The sequence below is a fragment of the Saonia sp. genome (assembly GCF_056326165.1).
On the sequence record NZ_JBWFBN010000002.1, the window covers coordinates 212,304 to 232,076 of the forward strand.

20 protein-coding genes are annotated in these 19,773 nt (G+C 33.1%); 14 read left to right on the forward strand and 6 right to left on the reverse strand.

Going from position 1 to position 19,773, the window contains the following annotated elements; all coding sequences use genetic code 11:
- Positions 1 to 24: 24 nt before the first annotated feature.
- The 3 genes from AC000W_RS03620 to upp form a co-directional block, all read right to left on the reverse strand.
- Positions 25 to 2,667: a cation-translocating P-type ATPase gene (locus tag AC000W_RS03620; RefSeq protein ID WP_474746094.1), complete on the reverse strand. Its 2,643-nt coding sequence runs from the start codon at positions 2,665 to 2,667 to the stop codon at positions 25 to 27.
- A gap of 130 nt (positions 2,668 to 2,797) precedes the next feature.
- Positions 2,798 to 3,262 carry an Hsp20/alpha crystallin family protein gene (locus AC000W_RS03625; RefSeq protein WP_474746096.1) on the reverse strand — a complete coding sequence of 155 codons (465 nt, stop codon included), beginning with the start codon at positions 3,260 to 3,262 and terminating at the stop codon, positions 2,798 to 2,800.
- A 116-nt stretch (positions 3,263 to 3,378) separates the two neighbouring features.
- Positions 3,379 to 4,032 (reverse strand): uracil phosphoribosyltransferase, encoded by a 654-nt coding sequence (gene upp / locus AC000W_RS03630; RefSeq protein WP_474746098.1) that lies wholly within the window; start codon positions 4,030 to 4,032, stop codon positions 3,379 to 3,381.
- 185 nt (positions 4,033 to 4,217) lie between these two features.
- Between upp and AC000W_RS03635 the strand changes: the two genes are divergently transcribed.
- From AC000W_RS03635 to AC000W_RS03690, 12 genes are all read left to right on the forward strand, one after another.
- Positions 4,218 to 5,180 carry a 1-phosphofructokinase family hexose kinase gene (locus AC000W_RS03635; RefSeq protein WP_474746099.1) on the forward strand — a complete coding sequence of 321 codons (963 nt, stop codon included), beginning with the start codon at positions 4,218 to 4,220 and terminating at the stop codon, positions 5,178 to 5,180.
- 2 nt (positions 5,181 to 5,182) lie between these two features.
- Positions 5,183 to 7,039 (forward strand): CBS domain-containing protein, encoded by a 1,857-nt coding sequence (locus AC000W_RS03640; protein WP_474746101.1) that lies wholly within the window; start codon positions 5,183 to 5,185, stop codon positions 7,037 to 7,039.
- A 1-nt stretch (position 7,040) separates the two neighbouring features.
- The gene (locus AC000W_RS03645) at positions 7,041 to 8,240 is read left to right on the forward strand and encodes a M14 family metallopeptidase (protein WP_474746103.1); all 1,200 of its coding nucleotides are present in this window, start codon (positions 7,041 to 7,043) and stop codon (positions 8,238 to 8,240) included.
- A 107-nt stretch (positions 8,241 to 8,347) separates the two neighbouring features.
- On the forward strand, positions 8,348 to 8,953 hold the full coding sequence (locus tag AC000W_RS03650) for a flavin reductase (protein WP_474746105.1): 606 nt from the start codon (positions 8,348 to 8,350) through the stop codon (positions 8,951 to 8,953).
- Positions 8,954 to 8,961: 8 nt separating this feature from the next.
- Positions 8,962 to 10,125 carry a M20 family metallopeptidase gene (locus tag AC000W_RS03655; protein WP_474746107.1) on the forward strand — a complete coding sequence of 388 codons (1,164 nt, stop codon included), beginning with the start codon at positions 8,962 to 8,964 and terminating at the stop codon, positions 10,123 to 10,125.
- Positions 10,122 to 11,165 (forward strand): hypothetical protein, encoded by a 1,044-nt coding sequence (locus tag AC000W_RS03660; RefSeq protein ID WP_474746109.1) that lies wholly within the window; start codon positions 10,122 to 10,124, stop codon positions 11,163 to 11,165. Before AC000W_RS03655 ends, AC000W_RS03660 begins: the two co-directional genes overlap by 4 nt.
- 71 nt (positions 11,166 to 11,236) lie before the next feature.
- On the forward strand, positions 11,237 to 11,869 hold the full coding sequence (locus tag AC000W_RS03665) for a hypothetical protein (protein WP_474746111.1): 633 nt from the start codon (positions 11,237 to 11,239) through the stop codon (positions 11,867 to 11,869).
- Positions 11,870 to 12,016: 147 nt separating this feature from the next.
- The gene (locus AC000W_RS03670; protein ID WP_474746113.1) at positions 12,017 to 12,754 is read left to right on the forward strand and encodes a sulfite exporter TauE/SafE family protein; all 738 of its coding nucleotides are present in this window, start codon (positions 12,017 to 12,019) and stop codon (positions 12,752 to 12,754) included.
- A gap of 11 nt (positions 12,755 to 12,765) precedes the next feature.
- Complete coding sequence (locus tag AC000W_RS03675; protein ID WP_474746115.1) at positions 12,766 to 13,560, forward strand: DUF6544 family protein; 795 nt, start codon at positions 12,766 to 12,768, stop codon at positions 13,558 to 13,560.
- A gap of 5 nt (positions 13,561 to 13,565) precedes the next feature.
- On the forward strand, positions 13,566 to 14,453 hold the full coding sequence (locus AC000W_RS03680) for a DnaJ C-terminal domain-containing protein (protein ID WP_474746117.1): 888 nt from the start codon (positions 13,566 to 13,568) through the stop codon (positions 14,451 to 14,453).
- A gap of 10 nt (positions 14,454 to 14,463) precedes the next feature.
- On the forward strand, positions 14,464 to 14,760 hold the full coding sequence (locus AC000W_RS03685) for a chaperone modulator CbpM (protein ID WP_474746119.1): 297 nt from the start codon (positions 14,464 to 14,466) through the stop codon (positions 14,758 to 14,760).
- 26 nt (positions 14,761 to 14,786) lie between these two features.
- On the forward strand, positions 14,787 to 15,614 hold the full coding sequence (locus AC000W_RS03690) for a hypothetical protein (RefSeq protein WP_474746120.1): 828 nt from the start codon (positions 14,787 to 14,789) through the stop codon (positions 15,612 to 15,614).
- Positions 15,615 to 15,650: 36 nt separating this feature from the next.
- Here AC000W_RS03690 and AC000W_RS03695 read toward each other — a convergent pair whose 3' ends face one another.
- The gene (locus tag AC000W_RS03695; protein WP_474746122.1) at positions 15,651 to 15,920 is read right to left on the reverse strand and encodes a heavy-metal-associated domain-containing protein; all 270 of its coding nucleotides are present in this window, start codon (positions 15,918 to 15,920) and stop codon (positions 15,651 to 15,653) included.
- A 9-nt stretch (positions 15,921 to 15,929) separates the two neighbouring features.
- Positions 15,930 to 16,445 carry a hypothetical protein gene (locus AC000W_RS03700; RefSeq protein ID WP_474746125.1) on the reverse strand — a complete coding sequence of 172 codons (516 nt, stop codon included), beginning with the start codon at positions 16,443 to 16,445 and terminating at the stop codon, positions 15,930 to 15,932.
- Between the two features lie 137 nt (positions 16,446 to 16,582).
- Between AC000W_RS03700 and AC000W_RS03705 the strand changes: the two genes are divergently transcribed.
- Positions 16,583 to 17,437, forward strand: a complete 855-nt coding sequence (locus AC000W_RS03705; RefSeq protein WP_474746127.1) for a universal stress protein — start codon at positions 16,583 to 16,585, stop codon at positions 17,435 to 17,437.
- A 5-nt stretch (positions 17,438 to 17,442) separates the two neighbouring features.
- A complete protein-coding gene (gene pckA, locus AC000W_RS03710; RefSeq protein WP_474746129.1) occupies positions 17,443 to 19,059 on the forward strand; it encodes a phosphoenolpyruvate carboxykinase (ATP) in 1,617 nt (538 codons plus the stop codon).
- Positions 19,060 to 19,089: 30 nt separating this feature from the next.
- Here pckA and AC000W_RS03715 read toward each other — a convergent pair whose 3' ends face one another.
- Positions 19,090 to 19,764 carry an ABC transporter ATP-binding protein gene (locus AC000W_RS03715; RefSeq protein ID WP_474746131.1) on the reverse strand — a complete coding sequence of 225 codons (675 nt, stop codon included), beginning with the start codon at positions 19,762 to 19,764 and terminating at the stop codon, positions 19,090 to 19,092.
- Positions 19,765 to 19,773 lie beyond the last annotated feature (9 nt).

The window sequence follows — 19,773 nt, forward strand, 5'->3', positions numbered from 1 at the left end:
ATAGGTTGAAAAGTATTTTTGGTTTTATAAAATATTTGTAAAACGTTTTATGAATTGCGCCAATAAAAGAGACCCAAATGCAAACAAACAAACAAGAGCATATTGATTTAAGGAAAGATGGACTATAGAAAGTGCTTTGGTAATTGAAGGTATTGATAATGAAATTAGGGTTAGCATAGCGCATAGAATAATGGCTATCCACACCCACAAATTAGTTGTTACCTCATTCTTGAAAAAGGATACTTTTTCACTTGGAATATTAAATATGTTAAATAATTGGGCTATAATTAAAGTAAAAAATGCCATGTTATTAATAGTTTCGGAAGGTAATTTCATAATAAAATGGGTGTAAATTGTAATGCCAAGAATAGCTGTGCTAATTGATAATCCATAGATTAAAGTGGCATACCAAAGTTTAGGGGTCATAATCGGTTCATCAAATTTTCTTGGCAGTTGTTGCATAATATTATTATCACCTTTCCCTAGACCTAAGGCTAATGCGGGAAAAATGTCCGTAATTAAGTTTAGAAATAAAATTTGCAATGGCAACAAAGGGGATGGTAAATTAAAAAGGGCCGCAAGGCCAACAGAAATAATTTCAGCCAAATTACTAGACAAGAGATATACTACAAATTGGCGTATATTTTGATAAATGACTCTTCCTTGTCTAATAGCCAATTCTATTGCTGTAAACTTGTCATTTTTTAGAATCATATCCGCAGCTTCCTTAGCTGCTTCCGTTCCACGAATTCCCATGGCTATACCAATATCTGCTTTCCTTAATGCAGGTACATCATTGATGCCGTCACCTATCATTCCCACAATATTTTTGTGTTTCTGGTAGAAAGTAACCAAGTTTAATTTTTGTTCTGGAACTACTCTTGCAAAGACGGAGACATCTAGTATCTGTTTTGCATTTTCATCATTTATATTTTGGTTTTCTAGATTTCTGCCGTGTTTTATTTTTTCAATTGGCGCATTCAATGGTAATATACCCACCTCTTCAGCTATTTTTTTAGCAGTACCCAGATGGTCTCCGGTCATCATAACCACTTTAATACCTGCATTTTTATATATGTTAATTGTAGCTTTAATATCTTCTCTCGCTGGATCTAAAAAACCTATTACCCCAATAAAAGTGAGTTGTTGCAGTAACATTTCTTTTTTGGGTTGAGCTTTTATTTCTTTATAGGCAAAAGCTAGAGTGCGGAGTCCTTTGGAAGCTAATTCATCTACTAAGAGCGCCCATTTGTTTTTATTATCAAAAGCGATGACTTTATTACCTTTAAGAATAGTATTACATTGGGTCACAATACTTTCAAATGCTCCTTTGGCGTATGTATGAAAACCCGTTTTACTTTGGTTAACGGTAACCATCATTTTATGTTGATTGTCAAAGGGGATTTGGGTTATTTCAGGATGTTGGTTTTGGATAGTTATTAAATCATATCCTACATATTTTGCAAAATCCATTAAGGATATATCTAAGGTATCTCCTAATAAAGTTTTATCAAGTAGCTGGGCATCGTTGCAAAGAATACTTGTCATCAACATCTCATGAAAGGCCTTTTCGTTTTTAAGTGTCTTAAAAAGAGTATTATCCTCATGGTAAATATCCGAGATGGATTTGGTTTCGAAAAGTAATGTGTGCACTTTTAATGAGTCTTCGGTAAGTGTCCCTGTTTTATCCGAACAAATAATATTTGTAGCTCCCAATGTCTCTACAGCTTCCAGATTTTTAACAATTACGTTTTTCTTGGACAATCTTAGCATACCTCTGGCCAATGCTATGGTAGCAACAATGGGTAATCCTTCGGGTATTGTTGCAACGGCTAGAGCTACTCCAATTTCTAACATAAAAAATAAGTCCCTTCCTCTTATTAATCCTGCAATAACAATAAGAACAGTAAAAACAAGGGTTAATCTAATAAGCCATTTGCTTAACTGGTTCAATTTTTTTTCTAGAGGTGTATTTTTTTTATTAACCTCCAATCCCATTTGTTGAATTTTCCCCAATTGTGTGTGGATGCCAGTGGCCGTTATAATAGCTTTTCCAGTTCCACCACTTATTAAAGTTCCCTTAAAAACCATATTATATTGCTCAGGTAATGGTGTTCGACTTGGTAAAACAGCTGTGTTTTTTTCTATGGACGCGCTTTCTCCTGTTAAACTACTCTCTTTAACTATAAGAGTATCATGTCTGATTATGCGAGCATCAGCTGGGACTATGTCACCTACATTTAATAATATAATATCACCAGGAACCAATAGAGAAGCTCTTATTTTTGATATTTTTCCAGACCGTAAAACACGGGTCATAGTTTGCCCTAATTTACGAAGGGATTCCAAAGAGCGTTCTGCCTGTAACTCCATGAAGTAACCAATGCCAATGGTAATTATAATTACTATCAGTATGGCTACACCTTCTGACCAATTACTAAAAAAAAAGGCCAATAAAGTTGCAAAAACTAAAATATATATGATAGGGTCTGCAAATTGTTTGGCTAGAATTCGCCATCTTTTTTTTGGTCCTTTTTTGGGAATTTCGTTTTTATGATAAATAGAGAGACGAATAGATGCCTCTTGCTTGCTTAATCCATAGTCCAAATTACTATTTAGTAGTTGCAAAAGATTCTTGATAGTATATGTATATGGATTTGAAATCATATCAAGAATGGACTCAAAAATAAAATGGATTTAAGTGTAATTTTGAGATATTTTAAAATGCCCTCTTAATAAACCCTTTGCAGATGGATACAAGTAGGTTCATTAAGGGGCATTTTAGAACAGTATAGAATTAAGCTATTTCAATCACCTTTGGTGGTTGTTTTTTGGCCTCTTCTTTTTTTACAAGATTAAAACTTAGAATTCCATCATTGTATTTGGCTTTGATTTCTTCTTCTTTTATACTATCTGGTAATAGAAGCGATCTTTCAAAAGAATTATAACTAAATTCTCTTCGAGTATAGTTTTCATCTTTTTCTTCTTCAGAGCTGGATTTTTCTGCAGAAATATTGAGGCATCCATCATCAATGGTGACATTAAAATCTTTTTTGGAAAATCCTGGAGCAGCCAATTCAATTTCAAACTTGTCGTTTGTTTCTTTAATGTTCAATGCAGGTTCTGCGGTTTTTCCATTCCAAAAATTATCAGACAACAAATTCTTACTCCATGAACGATTGTCAAAAAAATCATCCATATCAAAAAAATCCTGTGAAATAAGATTTCCAAATGGCCTTCTTTTAAATTTTACTAGTGACATAATTTTATATTTTTAAGATTAAACAATTTAATAATGCTAAGGTAGAATCATGTCAATATTCTTGAAATGACCTAGGTCAGGATTACAAAATTATATGATGGTATAAAGAAAGAGCCTTATAGTTTTACCCCAAAGGAAAGATCTCCGGCATCCCCAAGTCCAGGAATTATATAACCTTTGCTTGTCAACTCTTCATCAATGGCTGCAATCCATAAATGAGTGTTCTTAGGGAAATTTTTTTTAATATACTCCACCCCAGCTTGGGATCCAATTACAGATACTATGTGTATTTGTTTTGGTTTGCCATGGGATTGTAACGTTCTAAATACATTTTCCAATGTCTTTCCAGTAGCCAACATAGGGTCTGTTAACACCAAGGTTTTTCCACCTAAAGATGGAGCAGCAAAATATTTTACAATTACTTCAAAATTATCATCACCTAAAGGATGATGTCTATAAGCAGAAATGAAGGCATTTTCTGCGCTATCAAAATAATTTAACAGGCCTTGGTGAAGAGGTAGTCCAGCCCGTAATACAGAACAAAGTACTAGTTCATCTTTTGGTAGTGATATTTCCTTAGTACCAAACGGGGTCTGGATTATTCTGTTTTGATAATTCAAGGTTTTGCTCATTTCATAGCTTAAAATCTCTCCAATGCGTTCTATATTTCTTCGAAAGCGCATGGTATCCTTCTGTATTTTAACATCTCTTATTTCAGCTACAAATTGATTTAATAGTGAATTTTCTTGGCCAAAGTAATGAACGGTCATAGTTTATTGTGTTTGTATTGAAATTACATTTTTTTATACTTGGTATAGCATGTTCTAGTTCTGTTTTAAAAACAACTTATTTATACAATTAAAAAACGAAAGTATTTCTGATGTCATTTTACAACAATGACATTTATCATATGTGTGTATAATAGAGAAAATTATATTTGGGTAATAGTAAAAAAATGAAAAAAGTAATTACACTTACGGTAAACCCAGCTATAGATAAAAGTACTACTGTGGCTGGCATTGAACCAAATAAAAAATTGCGTTGTGTTGAGCCTGTTTATGAAGCAGGGGGTGGTGGAATAAATATATCAAAAGTAATAAAGGAGCTTGGTAGAGATTCACTATGTATGTATTTAGCTGGAGGACCTACGGGAATCCATTTAAAAAAAATACTAACTAAAGCCAATATTCTGCAGCAGATAGTCCCCATTGAAAATTGTACTAGGGAAAACCTAGCGGTTACCGATACAAATACCAATTTGCAATATAGATTTGGAATGCCTGGTCCAGAAATAAAAGAACAGGAATGGAAACAGGCGTTGGGTAATTTAGAAGATGTTTTGAGAGAAGGGGACTACTTGGTTGCTAGTGGAAGCCTGTCGCCCGGAATGCCACAAGATTTTTATGCTAATGTGGCGTCAATAGCTAAAGGTAAAAAAGTCAGGTATATTTTGGATACATCTGGACAAGCTTTAAGTAATGGTGTTGGCGAAGGTGTATTTCTATTGAAACCCAATTTAGGGGAGTTGAGCGCACTATGCGGTATTGATGTAATTACTTCTAACAACCTTGAATCCTTGGCTAAGAAATATATAAAAGAATACCCGTGTGAAATTATGGTTATCTCTTTGGGTGCAAAGGGGGCATTACTGGTAACTAAGGATAACACTCAATATATTTCTGCACCTACGGTATTACCAATAAGTACAATTGGTGCTGGTGATAGTATGTTGGCAGGTATGGCACTTGCTTTGGCAGAAGGAAAAACATATAGTGAAATGATAAAGTATGGGGTGGCATGCGGTACTGCGGCCACAATAACCCCAGGCTCGGAACTTTGTAGAAAGGAAGATGTGGATGAACTCTATGAATGGATTGTTTCTAATTCTAAAGAACCTACGAAAAATTTAGCACCTTAAAAATGGGAACACATCAAGTAAATAAAATTGATAGAGAGACAAGGGCAGAATTTGTGAGACATCTGTTGAACGATGTAAAGGCTTTGGAGCTAATGTTGGAAAAAGGGTTGATAGAAACTGGTATCAACCGAATTGGCTCAGAGCAGGAGTTTTGTTTGGTCAATGAAAATTGGCGCCCAACAAAGAATGCAATGGCTATTCTTAAAGCAATTAATGACCCACATTTTACTACGGAGATGGCTCTTTATAACCTTGAAATTAATTTGGATCCTTTGGAATTAAAAGGTAATTGTTTTTCTAAAGCTGAAAATCAGTTGAGGGATTTGTTGAAGAAAGCCTCTTTGGTGGCAAAAGAGCAGGAAACTAAGATATTGCTTACAGGAATATTGCCCACAATTAGTAAAAACGAGCTTCAGTTGGAATATATGACACCAAGTCAAAGATACCAGTTGTTAAACGAAACAGTAAGACAGATGCGAAAAAAGGATTTGGAGCTTCACATTAGGGGAGTGGACGAGCTTTCTATAATTCACGATTCAATTTTGTTTGAAGCTTGTAATACCAGTTTTCAGATTCACCTTCAAATTTCTCCAGAAGACTTTGTGCCAAGTTATAATTGGGCACAGGCTATATCTGGTCCAGTTATGGGTATTTCAGCCAATTCTCCATTGCTTCTAGGTAGAGAACTTTGGAATGAAACACGCATTGCACTTTTTCAACAAAGTATAGATACAAGAAGTTCTTCATATTCTCTAAAAGACAAAGAGGCACGTGTAAGTTTTGGAAACCATTGGGCATCTGGCTCAATTGCTGATATTTTCAAGGATGATATTTCAAGATATGAAGTATTGTTGGGAACTCATATAGAAAAAAATTCCCTTGAAGAGCTGGAAAACGGAAATATACCCAAACTTAAAGCTTTGGCATTAAATAATGGTACTATCTATCGTTGGAATCGCCCTTGTTATGGACACGGAGAGAAAAAAGCCCATGTACGTATTGAAAATAGATATATTCCCGCTGGACCAACTGTATTGGATGAAATGGCCAACTTTGCCTTTTGGGTAGGATTAATGATAGGTAGACCGTCAGAATTTGATGATATGCCCAATAGAATGGATTTTAAGGGCGTAAAGTCTAATTTTATAAAATCTGCAAGAACTGGTATAGATAGTGTTATGCAATGGATGGGTAAGAGCATCCCAACTTCTGAACTTATTGTTAAAGAATTGCTTCCAATTGCATATTCTGGTTTAGAAAAAACATGTATTAATAAGGACGATATAGAAAAGTTTCTTAGGATTATAGAAAAACGTACAATTGGTATGACAGGTGCCAAGTGGAGTATTGAAAACTATCGTCAGCTTAAAAAGGAAATGAAACAGGATGATGCTTTGGTAATTTTGACCAAATCCATTTATGAAAACCAACAGGGGCAATTACCAATTCATGAATGGCCAATGGTAGAAAATATCTCAAAAGATGTGGAACATGCACACTTGGCGGAACACATAATGTCTAAGCAACTTTTTACAGTAAATGAAAATGATTTGGCAGATATGGCCACTAGTATAATGCAGTGGAAAAACATTCACCATGTTCCTGTTGAGAACGATGAAGGTGAATTATGTGGATTGTTAACCTGGTCTCACATGATGAAATACATTAAGGCCCAATCAAACCAAAGTGATGTTATAGTAGCAGATATCATGATAACAGATATAATAACCACTACCTCTGAGGTGCCAATTAAGAAAATCATTCAATTAATGAAGGAGCATGAGATTGGTTGCCTTCCAGTTATACAAAACTATAACCTCATTGGAATAATCACAAAAAACGATATTACTGGCATATAATATGGCAATTGTTTATAGTAAGGCTTTAGAAAAATCTATTCAAGTAAATCGTATTATAGGTAGTATTAAGGGAGAGCAATCTGGTCCAACCGTAATTTTTACTGGAGGTATTCATGGTAATGAACCTTCTGGCGTATTTGCTTTACACAAAGTTTTGGAAAATTTAAACTCAAAACACGCATCCTTCAAAGGAAATATGTATGCTATTGCAGGCAATTTAACTGCATTGGAAAAAGGGATTCGCTACCATAACGAAGATTTAAATCGTCTCTGGACCAATGATAACATAGATCAAATGACAAGGGGAGAAGACCATTTAAAAAGTTTGGAAGCTATTCAGCAATTGGATATATACAAGACCATATCAGAAATTCTGAAAACCGAAAGTGGGCCATTTTATTTTGTGGACTTACATACTACTTCCAGTGAAACAAAGCCCTTTGCTACTGTCAATGATAATTTGTTGAATAGAAAATTTACCCAACAATATCCTGTGCCATTACTATTAGGAATAGAAGAATATTTGGAGGGTCCCTTATTAAACTATATTAACCAGCTGGGGTATGTAGCCTTTGGTTTTGAATCTGGTCAGCATGATGCAGTATCTTCCATAGAAAACCATATTGCCTTCATTTATCTTACCATAGTATTTTCTGGAAATATTGATAAATCCCAAGTGGATTTTGATGCCCATTATAAACTATTGACCAACGCGACAAAAGATTTGACTAAATTTTATGAAATAGTTTATCATTATAAAATTAAAGAAAAGGAAGTTTTTACCATGAAAGAGGGATTCATCAATTTTGAACCTATTCATAAAAATCAAGAAATTGCCATTAGTAATGGAAAGAAAGTTTTAGTGCCTCAATACGGTGAAATTTTTATGCCTTTATACCAAAAACAAGGGGATGATGGTTTTTTTATAATTAAACCCATACCATTCATATTTCTGAACTTATCTACCTTTTTGCGTACTATTCATGCGGATTATATATTGCCATTATTGCCTGGTGTTTCCTGGGTATCTAAAAAGCGTGACATATTAATAGTTAATTTAAAAATCACAAAGTTTATTGCCAAGAAAATTTTTCATCTACTAGGCTATAGAAGTATGCAGTTAGATAATACCTATATGATAATGAAAAACCGGGAAGCAAATTCAAGGAAGAAAGAATATCAAAATAGTATTTGGTATTAAGAATATACTGTGCAAGTAGTTCTACTTTTTCTTGTCCATTTTTCCTGATAAAAATCACCTTATGGGAGACTTACACTTTGTAAATTGTTCTATTGAATTTTTAAAAAATGGAAAAACAAAAAGATTTTATTGCGTTGGACACTTCATTGCCCATTTGGAATCGTTTTTTTACAATTGCTCCTTTAATTGTAGTAGGTACCAAAGAGGGTAGTGGTTATGATTTAGCTCCAAAACATATGGCTACTCCTATAGGGTCATCAAACTATTTTGGTTTTGTATGTACTCCCAATCATTCCACATACCATAATGTTAATGAAAATAGGGAGTTTTCAGTCAGTTTTCCATTACCCAATCAAGTTGTATTGGCTTCTTTAAGTGCATCACCCCGTTGTGAGGATGAATCAGGTGTTAAAAGTATTTTACAATCCCTGCCTACGATTAAGACCACTACTATTGATTCGCTATTTATAAAAAATTCATACTTGTATTTAGAATGTGAACTGTTCCAAATCATTGATGGCTTTGATGAATTTAGTTTTATAACGGGTAAGGTGAAAGCTGCATTCGTACATAAAGATTACCAAAGGGTTTCAGAAAAAGATGAGCAACAACAGATTTATGAACATCCATTATTGGCTTATGTTGCCAGCGGGAGATTTGCCAATATTTCGGAAACATTCAATTTTCCATTTCCAAAGGATTTTAAGTCATAAAGGAATCTATGAATGTTATAAATGATATACAAAAATATTTAAAGTCTCATGAGGAGGAAATGATTCGCTTTTTAAAAGAACTCGTTGCGATGGAAACTCCTTCGCTAGAGGTTAAAATGCAGCATGTAATATTAACTTTTATAAAGAATGAATTAGAAGCGCTGGGATATTATGCTATACATGTTCCAGGCAATAAAACAGGAGGTTATTTGTATGCCCGCCCTATAAATAGAGATAAAAAACTTCCATTGCAATTATTGGTTGGGCATTGTGATACTGTTTGGCCAGAAAGCACCTTGTCCCAAATGCCCATTGTGCAAATCAAAGACAAGATAAAAGGTCCTGGAATTTATGATATGAAATCAGGATTAACACAGCTTATTTTTACACTCAAAGCCATAAAAGAATTGAATTTGTCCTTATCCGTAACTCCGATTGTTTTGATTAATTCGGATGAGGAAATAGGAAGTAGGGAATCCACAAATAGTATCGTAAAATTGGCTAAAATATCGAACCGCGCCTTTGTTTTAGAACCGCCACTTGAGTTGGAAGGGAAATTAAAGACAGCCAGAAAAGGAATAGGAAGATTCACAATCACGGTAGAAGGTAAAGCAGCTCATGCTGGATTAGATCCCAAGAAAGGAATCAATGCAATTGTAGAGTTATCACATCAAGTACAAAAATTATATACCATGAACGATTTAGAAAAGGGTATTACGGTAAACGTAGGAATGATTGAGGGTGGAATTTCTCCAAATGTTGTTGCTCCTAGTAGCAAAGCGGTAGTAGATGTTAGGGTACTAAAAGAAGCAGATGGGAATTACATAACTAAAAAAATAAAAGGATTAAAGCCCTATCTAAAAAATGTAGTATTATATGTAGAAGGAGGAATTGGAAGAAGGCCCATGGAAAAAAATATGCGCAATCAAAAGTTGTGGGAAGTAGCCAAGTTTAAAGGTAAACAATTAGGAATTGAGCTTAAGCAAGCTACTGCTGGCGGTGGTTCTGATGGTAATACTACAAGTTTGTTTACGGCAACTTTAGATGGATTGGGAACACCTGGGGATGGAGCACATGCTGAGCATGAATATATAATATCAAGTAAGCTAATTGAAAGAACAGCCTTGCTAACACTTTTACTAATTACTGAACCATTAAATAAAAAATCATGAACCATAAATATATTTATACATCTCTTACCCGTATTTCCGATTTACAAGAAAAAGAATTTACGCTTAAAAAGTTGCCCAAAAAACAATGGAAAACAGGTGATTATGTAATTTGTGAAATTGTAAATGTAGGTAGTGAAATCTTACGATTGGAACTTCCCAATGGTCGAATGCGTGGGGTGATTGGTGGAGAATTCATAGTGGGAGCCTTAGGTGAGCGTTTCGCAACACTGGAAGCAACTGGCACATGGAGAAATGTGGAAGATGACTTAAAAATGCATGTCTTAACTGGAGCAGGGCTTCTAGGAAGATTGACTTCTAAGTCAGTTTTTATGCCTCGCATGATAAAAGTTAAATATATAGGTCATGCATTTAGGGGAGATACACGACTTACAATGGATTATTTTGTAAAACCCATCAAGAAAATAGTGTTTGATACCCCAGTGGTGCTTTTTGTAGGAACATCAATGTCGGCTGGTAAAACTACTTCAGCTAGGATAGCTACTAACTTATTTAAACTCGCAGGGCACAAAGTTGTAGGCGCCAAGCTTACAGGTGCAGGGAGATTAAAAGACATAATAGCCATTAAGGATGCCGGAGCTCATGCAGTTTTGGATTTTGTAGATGTTGGCCTTCCCTCATCTATTTGCCCCAGAGAAGAGTATAAAATTAAATTAGATCAGCTTTTGAGTCTAATTGCCAAAGAAAAGGCAGATGTGGCTATCGTTGAAATTGGTGCTTCGCCTTTAGAACCATATAATGGTGATTTAGCAATTAATGCTATAAGAGAGCAAGTAAAATGTACTATTTTAAGTGCTTCTGACCCATATGCAGTCTATGGTCTTATGAAGGCATTTGATATTGTACCAGATATAGTGACTGGAGCAACATCTAATACATTAGCTGGTATACAAATGGTAGAAAAACTCTGTAATGTTAAGGTATTAAATTTAATTGATGCTACTACCACTAAAAAATTAAAACAATTATTATCTAAAACCACGGGATTATCTTTAGAAGAAAAAAAATACCCATTCACATAATGTTTTGGATGATATATATCATTGTCTAAGGTGGAAGATTAGGATAGTTTTATAAACTAAAATAATCTATTATGAAGCGTATATTTCTTTTATTTGGATTCTTAACTCTTATATCTTGTTCTTCAACCCGTTTTGTTGAGAGTTGGAAAAATCCTGAAATAACAACATTTAATCCTAATAAATTATTGGTTGTTGGAATGACAAATAGTTTAACAGCCAAGAAAATTTTTGAAGAGAATTTAAAAAACGCTCTTCGGCGAAGAAATATCAATAGTGTTGAAAGTGGTAAAGCACTTGGGACTTCATTTATTGAAGCTAAAAAAAGCGAAGAAGAAATTAAACAAATGATAGACCAGCTTGGTATGGATGGCTTTGATGCTATTATGATAACTGCTGTAAAGGGAGTGGATGAAAATAGAGGTTATACTCGTGGTTATTATAGTTATGGAAATCATTACGTGCGATTTGGACATTATTATTACAGATATCAGGATATATATTTTAATCCAGAGTATTATGATAATTATAAAGTTTATCACGTTGAAACTTCTATTTATGGTTTCGATGAAGATGAAAATAAGTCTTTAATATGGGTGGGGTCTTTTGATATTACCAACCCGCAAACAATTAGCACCACTATTGAAGATTATGTTGATAAAATTGTTCTACAATTAGAAAAGGAAGGGTTAATTCAGAACTTATAATAATAACTTTTAGTATTAACTCTTCATAGATATTTGATGATTTTTTGGTGTTAAAAAAAAACAGTTATGGCGTATTAGGCTCAAGATGATATTTATCATATTCAATAATGTTTTCAAATATTAGATTTGAAATAGAAAAATCATTGAATGTTAGATAAGTTTTCACCACTTTTTATTATTCTCTCCATTTTGGCTGAAATTTTTGGAACAGTAGGAGGTTTTGGCTCCTCTGTTTTTTTTGTACCTATGGCCAGTTATTTTTTAGATTTTCAAACTGTTTTAGGAGTAACGGCTTTATTTCATCTTTCAAGTAACATCACTAAAATTGCTTTTTTTAAAAAAGGATTTGATAAGAAACTCGCAATATATTTAGGCATACCAGCAGTATTGTTTGTATCTATTGGAGCCTTTATAAGTAAATATATTAACCCTGAATTATTAATGTATGCTTTAAGTGGTTTTCTTATTTTATTTAGTTTAATATTTATTGTCAAAAGAAATATTGTCGTAAAACCTTCAAATGGAAATGCAATTATTGGCGGAACTTTATCCGGTTTTTTTGCAGGGTTATTGGGGACAGATGGGGCCATAAGGGGAGCTACAATGACTGCCTTTAATTTAAATAAGAATAAATTCATTGCTACTTCTGCTGTAATAGATTTAGGGATAGATTTTAGTAGAAGCATAATTTATACCTATAATGGGTATGTGCATATGCATGATCTTTATTTAATCCCCATACTGATAGTAGTGAGTATTATAGGGACTTATATTGGAAAAAGAATATTGGATAAAATAACACAAGCTCAGTTTAAGAAATTCGTACTTCTTCTTTTAATGGGAATAGGTGTTGCTACACTATTGTTCAATTTGTTTAATACTTAAAAAGGATGAGTATGATATTATACATTGTGTTGGTGGTTGTTTTGGTATTTGCTTTCATAATCTTTTATGGTCTTTATCATTTTAATGCTGTTGTGGAAAGGGAAAAAGATTTTCTGTTTAATATGTACGATAAGAAAGAAAACCTTATTAGCAAGGAAGATTTGGAGAATTTACCATTTGTTATGAAAAGATATATGGAGAAAGTTGGAGTTATAGGAATGTGTAAAGATTGTAACGTGGTTTTCAAACAAATAGGAAAAATAAAGACTAACCCACAAAAAGGATGGACCAGCTTTAATGCAACACAGTATATGACTGCTATACATCCTGGGTTCATATGGAGTGCAAAAGCTTACCCATTACTCATAAGTGATAAAAGTATTAACGGAATAGCTGAAGTAAAAGTGAGTTTATTCGGTTTGAAGAAAATAGCGCTATCCAAGGGGATAAAAACAGACATTAGTGCTTTGGGTAGATATTTAGGAGAATTAATATTTTATCCTCCTGGATTCTTATCCAAAAATATAAGTTGGGAAGAAATAGATGAAAATTCAGTAAAAGCACGCATTTCAATAAATGACGTTTCTACTGAAGGTGTTTTTAGTTTTAATAAAGAAGGATTAATAGTTTCTTTTGAAGCACAAAGATATAAAGAAGATACTCTTGAGTATTTTACAGGAAAGGCGAATAATTATAAAGTTATGGACGGATTGTATATTCCTACATCTATGAAGGCTATTTGGAATTTAGAAGAAGGAGATTTTGAGTATTTTACTAATAATATTTATAGTTATAAAATGGGTTAATTTTTATGAAATTTATTGACTATTACAAAGTATTGGAGATTGAGAAAGCAGCTTCTGAAAAAGATATAAAAAAGGCTTATCGAAAACTGGCTAGAAAGTATCATCCAGATCTTAACCCAAATGATTTGGAAGCTGAAAAAAAGTTTAAACAAATTAACGAGGCCAATGAAGTATTAAGTAATCCAGAAAAGCGAAAAAAATACGATGAATATGGAAAAGATTGGCAGCATGCGGAGGAGTTTGAAAATGCGAAAAGCTCAAGGCGTCAACAGAGGAGGCCTGAAGGCTATTCGTATTCTAGTGGTCAGGCTGGCGATTTTTCAAATTTTTTTGAATCAATGTTTGGTGGAAGTGCGAGAACACAGGGGAGGAGTGTAAGATATAGAGGACAAGATTATAATGCAGAACTAAAGTTAAATTTAATGGATGTATATAAATCTCATAAACAGACTTTAACTTTAAATAACAAAAAAATACGTTTGACTATACCTGCAGGTGTAGAAGATGGTCAAACAATTAAAATTAAGGGATACGGAGGGGAAGGTATTAATGGAGGACCCAAAGGGGACCTTTATATTACATTCTCAATTCTTAACAATACCAATTTTAAACGAGATGGAGCAAATCTATATAAAACGGTTGATTTGCCATTGACTAAGGCAGTGTTGGGTGGTGAAATAACACTGGACACACTTGATGGAAAAGTTAAAATGAAAGTAAAACCAGAAACCCAAAATGGGAGTAAAGTTAAGTTAGCTAAAAAAGGCTTTCCTAAGTACAAGAAAGAAGGGGATTTTGGAGACCTATTTGTCTCTTACAATATTAAAATGCCATCTAAATTATCTGATAAACAAAAAGAATTATTTGAAGAATTGGTAAAAACAAATTTATAATTTAAGATATATGGAAATAGGAAATTATATTGCAATTACGGATTTCTGCTTTAACCATGATGTTGATGAATCTTTTGTTATTGCACTTAGTGAGTATGAACTTGTACAAATTAATTATTTGGAGGAAAAACCTTTTTTTCATCCTGATGAATTACCAAAACTTGAAAAAATGGTCAGATTGCATCATGATTTAAATATAAACATTGACGGTTTAGAGGCAATTCATCATCTTTTGGAGAAGATAGAAAGTCTAAATGAAGAATTAACTGTTTTAAAAAGAAAACTTAATAGATATGAAGGCTATTAAATATAGCTTGTGAAGCAACTTTTATTATGAAGTTAAAAACAGATAATTTAAAACAGATTACTTTTTCCATTATAATTCTTGCAATTATATCATGCACTATGAGCATTATTAATAATGATATATACCTAGATGGGGAATGGGCAAATGCCCAGTGGTTAGGCCAAGATATTGCCACATTTTTTGTTGCTATTCCATTGATGTTGGTTTCTTATTATAAATCAATTAAAATTAAAAAATGGGAAATGGTCTTAAGTGGAGTATTACTCTATTTTGTATACACGTATGCTTTCTTTGTATTAGTGGCAGAGCTCACTTTTCTTTATTTTTTTCATCTTCCAATTTTTAGTCTTTCCATAATAGGTCTTTTTATTTCTTTGAAAAACATATTCAATGAGAAAAAGGGATATAACATCAGAAATAAATACATAAAAAGACTAGTTATGGCGTACCTTTTTATTATTTCAACTATGTTGTGTTTTCTATGGTTATCAGATATTATTTCTCATATTACTGTGTCAGACTATAAATCAGACACACCAAGTGGAGAACCATTATTAATCGTTTATGGTTTAGATTTGGCAATAGTAATTCCGTTAATGATGATTTCATTAATTGGATATTTTAGGAATAAACAATATGGGATTAAGCTAACTGGGATAATGCTTACAAAAACCAGTACTTTGGGTATTGCATTAACTGCAATGTCCTTGAGTATGTACATTCAAGAATTAAATCCAGATTCCTTTTTAATTATATTATGGCTTATAATTGGAGTTGTAGGCACAATTTTAACATTATTTTTTTTTAGTGGTTTAGTGGATAATGAAAACGAAACCAATACCTCAAACCATTAATCATTTCTTTTTAAAAAAAGAGAATTGGGTAGTAAATTATTTTATAACCTTTCCTATAGCGCATGCAATATAAGACTTTGCTTTTGTTGTTAAATGGTTAGTGTCACCTGTAACTGGGTAACCAATTTTTCTGAGGTTTCTTCTGAGTTCTTCAAAATTTAGTAATGTATCATACTCAAAGGAAAGTGTAGAATTTTCCAAATTGACATCAATGTTTCTAATTCCTTCAATGGTATCAAGTCTTCTTATAATAGTTTTTCCACACCCTCTACATTTTAAGTTCTGAATTTCAACGGTAGCATTCATGTTATTTTATTAATTGGTTTTATTGATCATAAGGTTTAATTTATGTACAATATCATTCACATGAATATCAATGTTTTCAATTTTTGATGCACCAGTTATGGCATCAACATTTTCCATTTTATAGGAACCCTCTCCTGATGTGGTAAAGACAATCATATTTTCTGGGTTGTATATGCCACTATCCACAAAAGACTGAATAACTGATGGGGGCTTAGAGTATTCCCAAGTATGTAATATTAAAATGGCATTATAATTATTTAACTCGGTATTCTTTAAAGACGAAATGTCAATAATTTTTATATAAGTGGAATCCGATTTGTAATACTCTACTATTTCATTGGTTAATTTATTTTTAAAATCGCTTCCTTGAGTAGCAATTAGAAGTTTTTTATTGATTATTTCAGAATTCACTTCGTAGCCAATAATCTCATCCATGGAATATTGATATTTATACCATATAGCAAATACAAAGAATAACCCTATCAGTATTAAAAACCCAATAAGTATCTTTTTTAAGTGTTTCATAGTAATAAATATTGTTGTTAAAGGCATTTCACTTCTTACGATATAAAATTAATACGGGTGTACTATAATTAATATGACTTTGGTCATATTACAACTAATCTCATTTAAATAATTTTATATTATAAATAAGCTTAATTATGAGAACTGTTCTATATGCTACAGATTATTCAGAAAATTCATTGGCAGCCCTCAAAATGGCAGAAATGTTGAGTAAAAAGTTAAATAGAAAACTTATTGTTCTTCATGTCTTTGATATAAACCGGGTCCTGATAAGTGCAGTAAGCCTTACTTCTGCCAAAATGGAAAAGAAATCTTTTAAGGATAATAGAGAAAAACTAGCTGCTTTTTGTGCAAAACATATAAATATAAAGCCAAGTAATAAAAAGCTTGAATTAGTGGTGGATGAAAACCCTATTCCAGATGAAAGTATAAGAGAAATAGCTAAAAAAGTTAAAGCTGAAGTAATTATAGTTGGGACTAAAGGGAGCAGTGCAATAAAGGAAATTATTATGGGAAGCACGACCAAGAATTTAATAGACAACTCACCTTGCCCAGTAATTGCAGTACCGTCGATTATGGATATCACAAATATTGAAACAATTCTTTATGCGACAGATTTTGAACATGCAGATATTTGGGCAATACAGTTTATAGTTGAGCACATTGCAAAACCTTTTAACGCCACAATAAGAGTTGTTCATGTTTCTACAAAAAATGATTATGCTGGTGAAGAGCAAATGGAGTGGTTTAGAGGACTGTTGCAAGAGAAAATTCTCTATAAACCCATGAAATTTAACATTGAATTCTCTGAAGATGTTATTAAAACATTGTTAGAGTATTCAAAGAAAATAAATGCCAATATTGTTGGTATGTTGGAAAGAGAAAATAATAGAATTATCAAATCATTAACCCATAGAGATATAGTTAAACTAATGGTATCAAAAAGTACCGTTCCAATTCTTAGTCTAAGCAAAGAAAATTTAATAAAATAAATAAAATGAATACAACAAATATTGAATGGTCGGGTTTAACACCAAATGGCTTAAATGGCAAAAAAACACATTATCAACTATCGGCTTCTGAACTTCATGATATCACTCTGCAAAAGGGTTTAGGGAAGGAGACCTCAACAGGAGCTTTGGCAATAAATACTGGAGAATTTACGGGTAGGTCACCTAAAGACAGATTTATTGTTAGGGATAATATTACCGAAAAGCTAATCTGGTGGGGAGATGTGAATATTCCTTTTAAACCAGAACAATTTGACAGTCTTTATAAAAAAGTGCTTCATTATTTAAATGACAAAGAATTGTATATAAGGGATTGTTACGCCTGTGCTGACGATAAATATAGAATGAATTTAAGAGTAATTACTGAGTATCCCTGGTCAAATTTGTTTGCTTATAATATGTTTTTAAGGCCTACCAAAGAAGAATTAAAAAAGTTTGAACTAGAGTGGACTATTATCAATGCTCCAGGCTTTGAGGCGCAACCAGAAATTGATGGTACAAGACAACATAATTTTGCAATTCTGAATTTTTCAAAAAAAATAGTATTAATTGGAGGGACTGGATATACAGGTGAAATCAAAAAAGGAATATTCTCTGCCTTAAATTTTCTTCTACCAACCTATATGGAAACTTTGCCTATGCATTGTTCGGTAAATTCAGGTGAAGATGGGACTTCTGCTATTTTCTTTGGCCTTTCTGGAACTGGAAAAACAACCCTATCTACAGATGCCAGTAGAAAATTGATTGGGGATGATGAACATGGATGGACAAATGAAAATACCATATTTAATTTTGAAGGAGGTTGTTATGCAAAAGTAATTAACCTTTCAAGCGAAGAAGAACCAGAAATTTACGCAGCAATAAAAAAGGGTGCCCTACTTGAAAATGTCGCTTTTAAAGAGAACAATGTGGTCGATTATACAAATGCAGAAATAACAAAAAATACAAGGGTAAGTTATCCAATATATCATATTGAGAATATAATGGAGCCTTCAATAGGAAAAAAACCAAAAAATATTTTTTTTCTTACAGCGGATGCCTTTGGAGTACTTCCTCCAATTTCAAAATTAACCCCTCCGCAAGCAGCATATCATTTTATTTCTGGATATACAGCCAAGGTTGCTGGTACTGAAGAGGGGATTGTAGAACCTGTTCCTTCATTTTCAGCATGTTTTGGAGCACCATTTATGCCATTGCATCCAACTAAATATGCTGATATGTTGCAAAGTAAAATGAAAGAGACCAAGACAAATGTGTGGTTGGTTAATACTGGCTGGACAGGAGGTTCTTATGGTATTGGCACAAGAGTGAAATTAAAATATACAAGAGCCATGATAAATGCAGCTTTAAATGGAGATTTGGGTCCTTATTCCTGTGATACATATCATATTAATACCGTATTTGGAACAGCGCAGCCAAGGAGTTGTCCAGGTGTTCCTTCACAAATTCTAAGTCCAAAGTCTGCTTGGGCTAATCACGAAGATTATTATAGGACAGCATTTAAATTAGCGTTGGCATTTCGGGAAAATTTTAGACAATTTGAATCCTATGCTAGTGAAGAGATAAGAAGAGGGGGACCTATAAGATATTCCTTTGATACCTAATTATATAAATGGCAATTATTGTTCTTATGTTTATTGAATGATGTACCCATCTTCCATTTGAATAATACGGTCGGTTCTTTTAGCAAAGTCCTCATCATGTGTAACTACAAGCAGAGAAAGCCCTTGTTCTTCTTTCAACTGTTTAAAAATTTGAAAAACATTTTCTGCATTATAGCTATCCAAATTACCGGTAGGTTCATCACCCATTAAAATTGAAGGGTCATTTATCAATGCCCTAGCGATTGCAACACGTTGTTTTTCACCTCCAGAAATTCTAGATGCTCTTTTCTTGGCCAAATGGCCAATGTTGAGCATTTTCAATTTTTCAATGGCATCATTTTCAATTTCTTTATGTGATTTCTCTGCTAGTTTTTTAGCTGGGAGCATCACATTTTCCAATACACTAAATTCTGATAATAGATAATGAAACTGAAAAACAAAACCAATATGTTTGTTTCGTATTCTAGAGAGTTCTTGTTGAGGTTTTCCAGTTACCAATTCTTTATTCAGAAATAACTGTCCTTCGTAATCTGTATCCATAGTAGATAGAATATAGAGTAAAGTGGATTTTCCTGACCCTGATTTCCCCATGATTGATGCAAACTCACCTTTATTTATGTTGAAGCTAATATCCTTTAAGACATGAAACAGCACAGGTTTTCTAAAATGTTTATTGATATTTTTTGCTTCTAGCACTAATCCCATGATATTTCT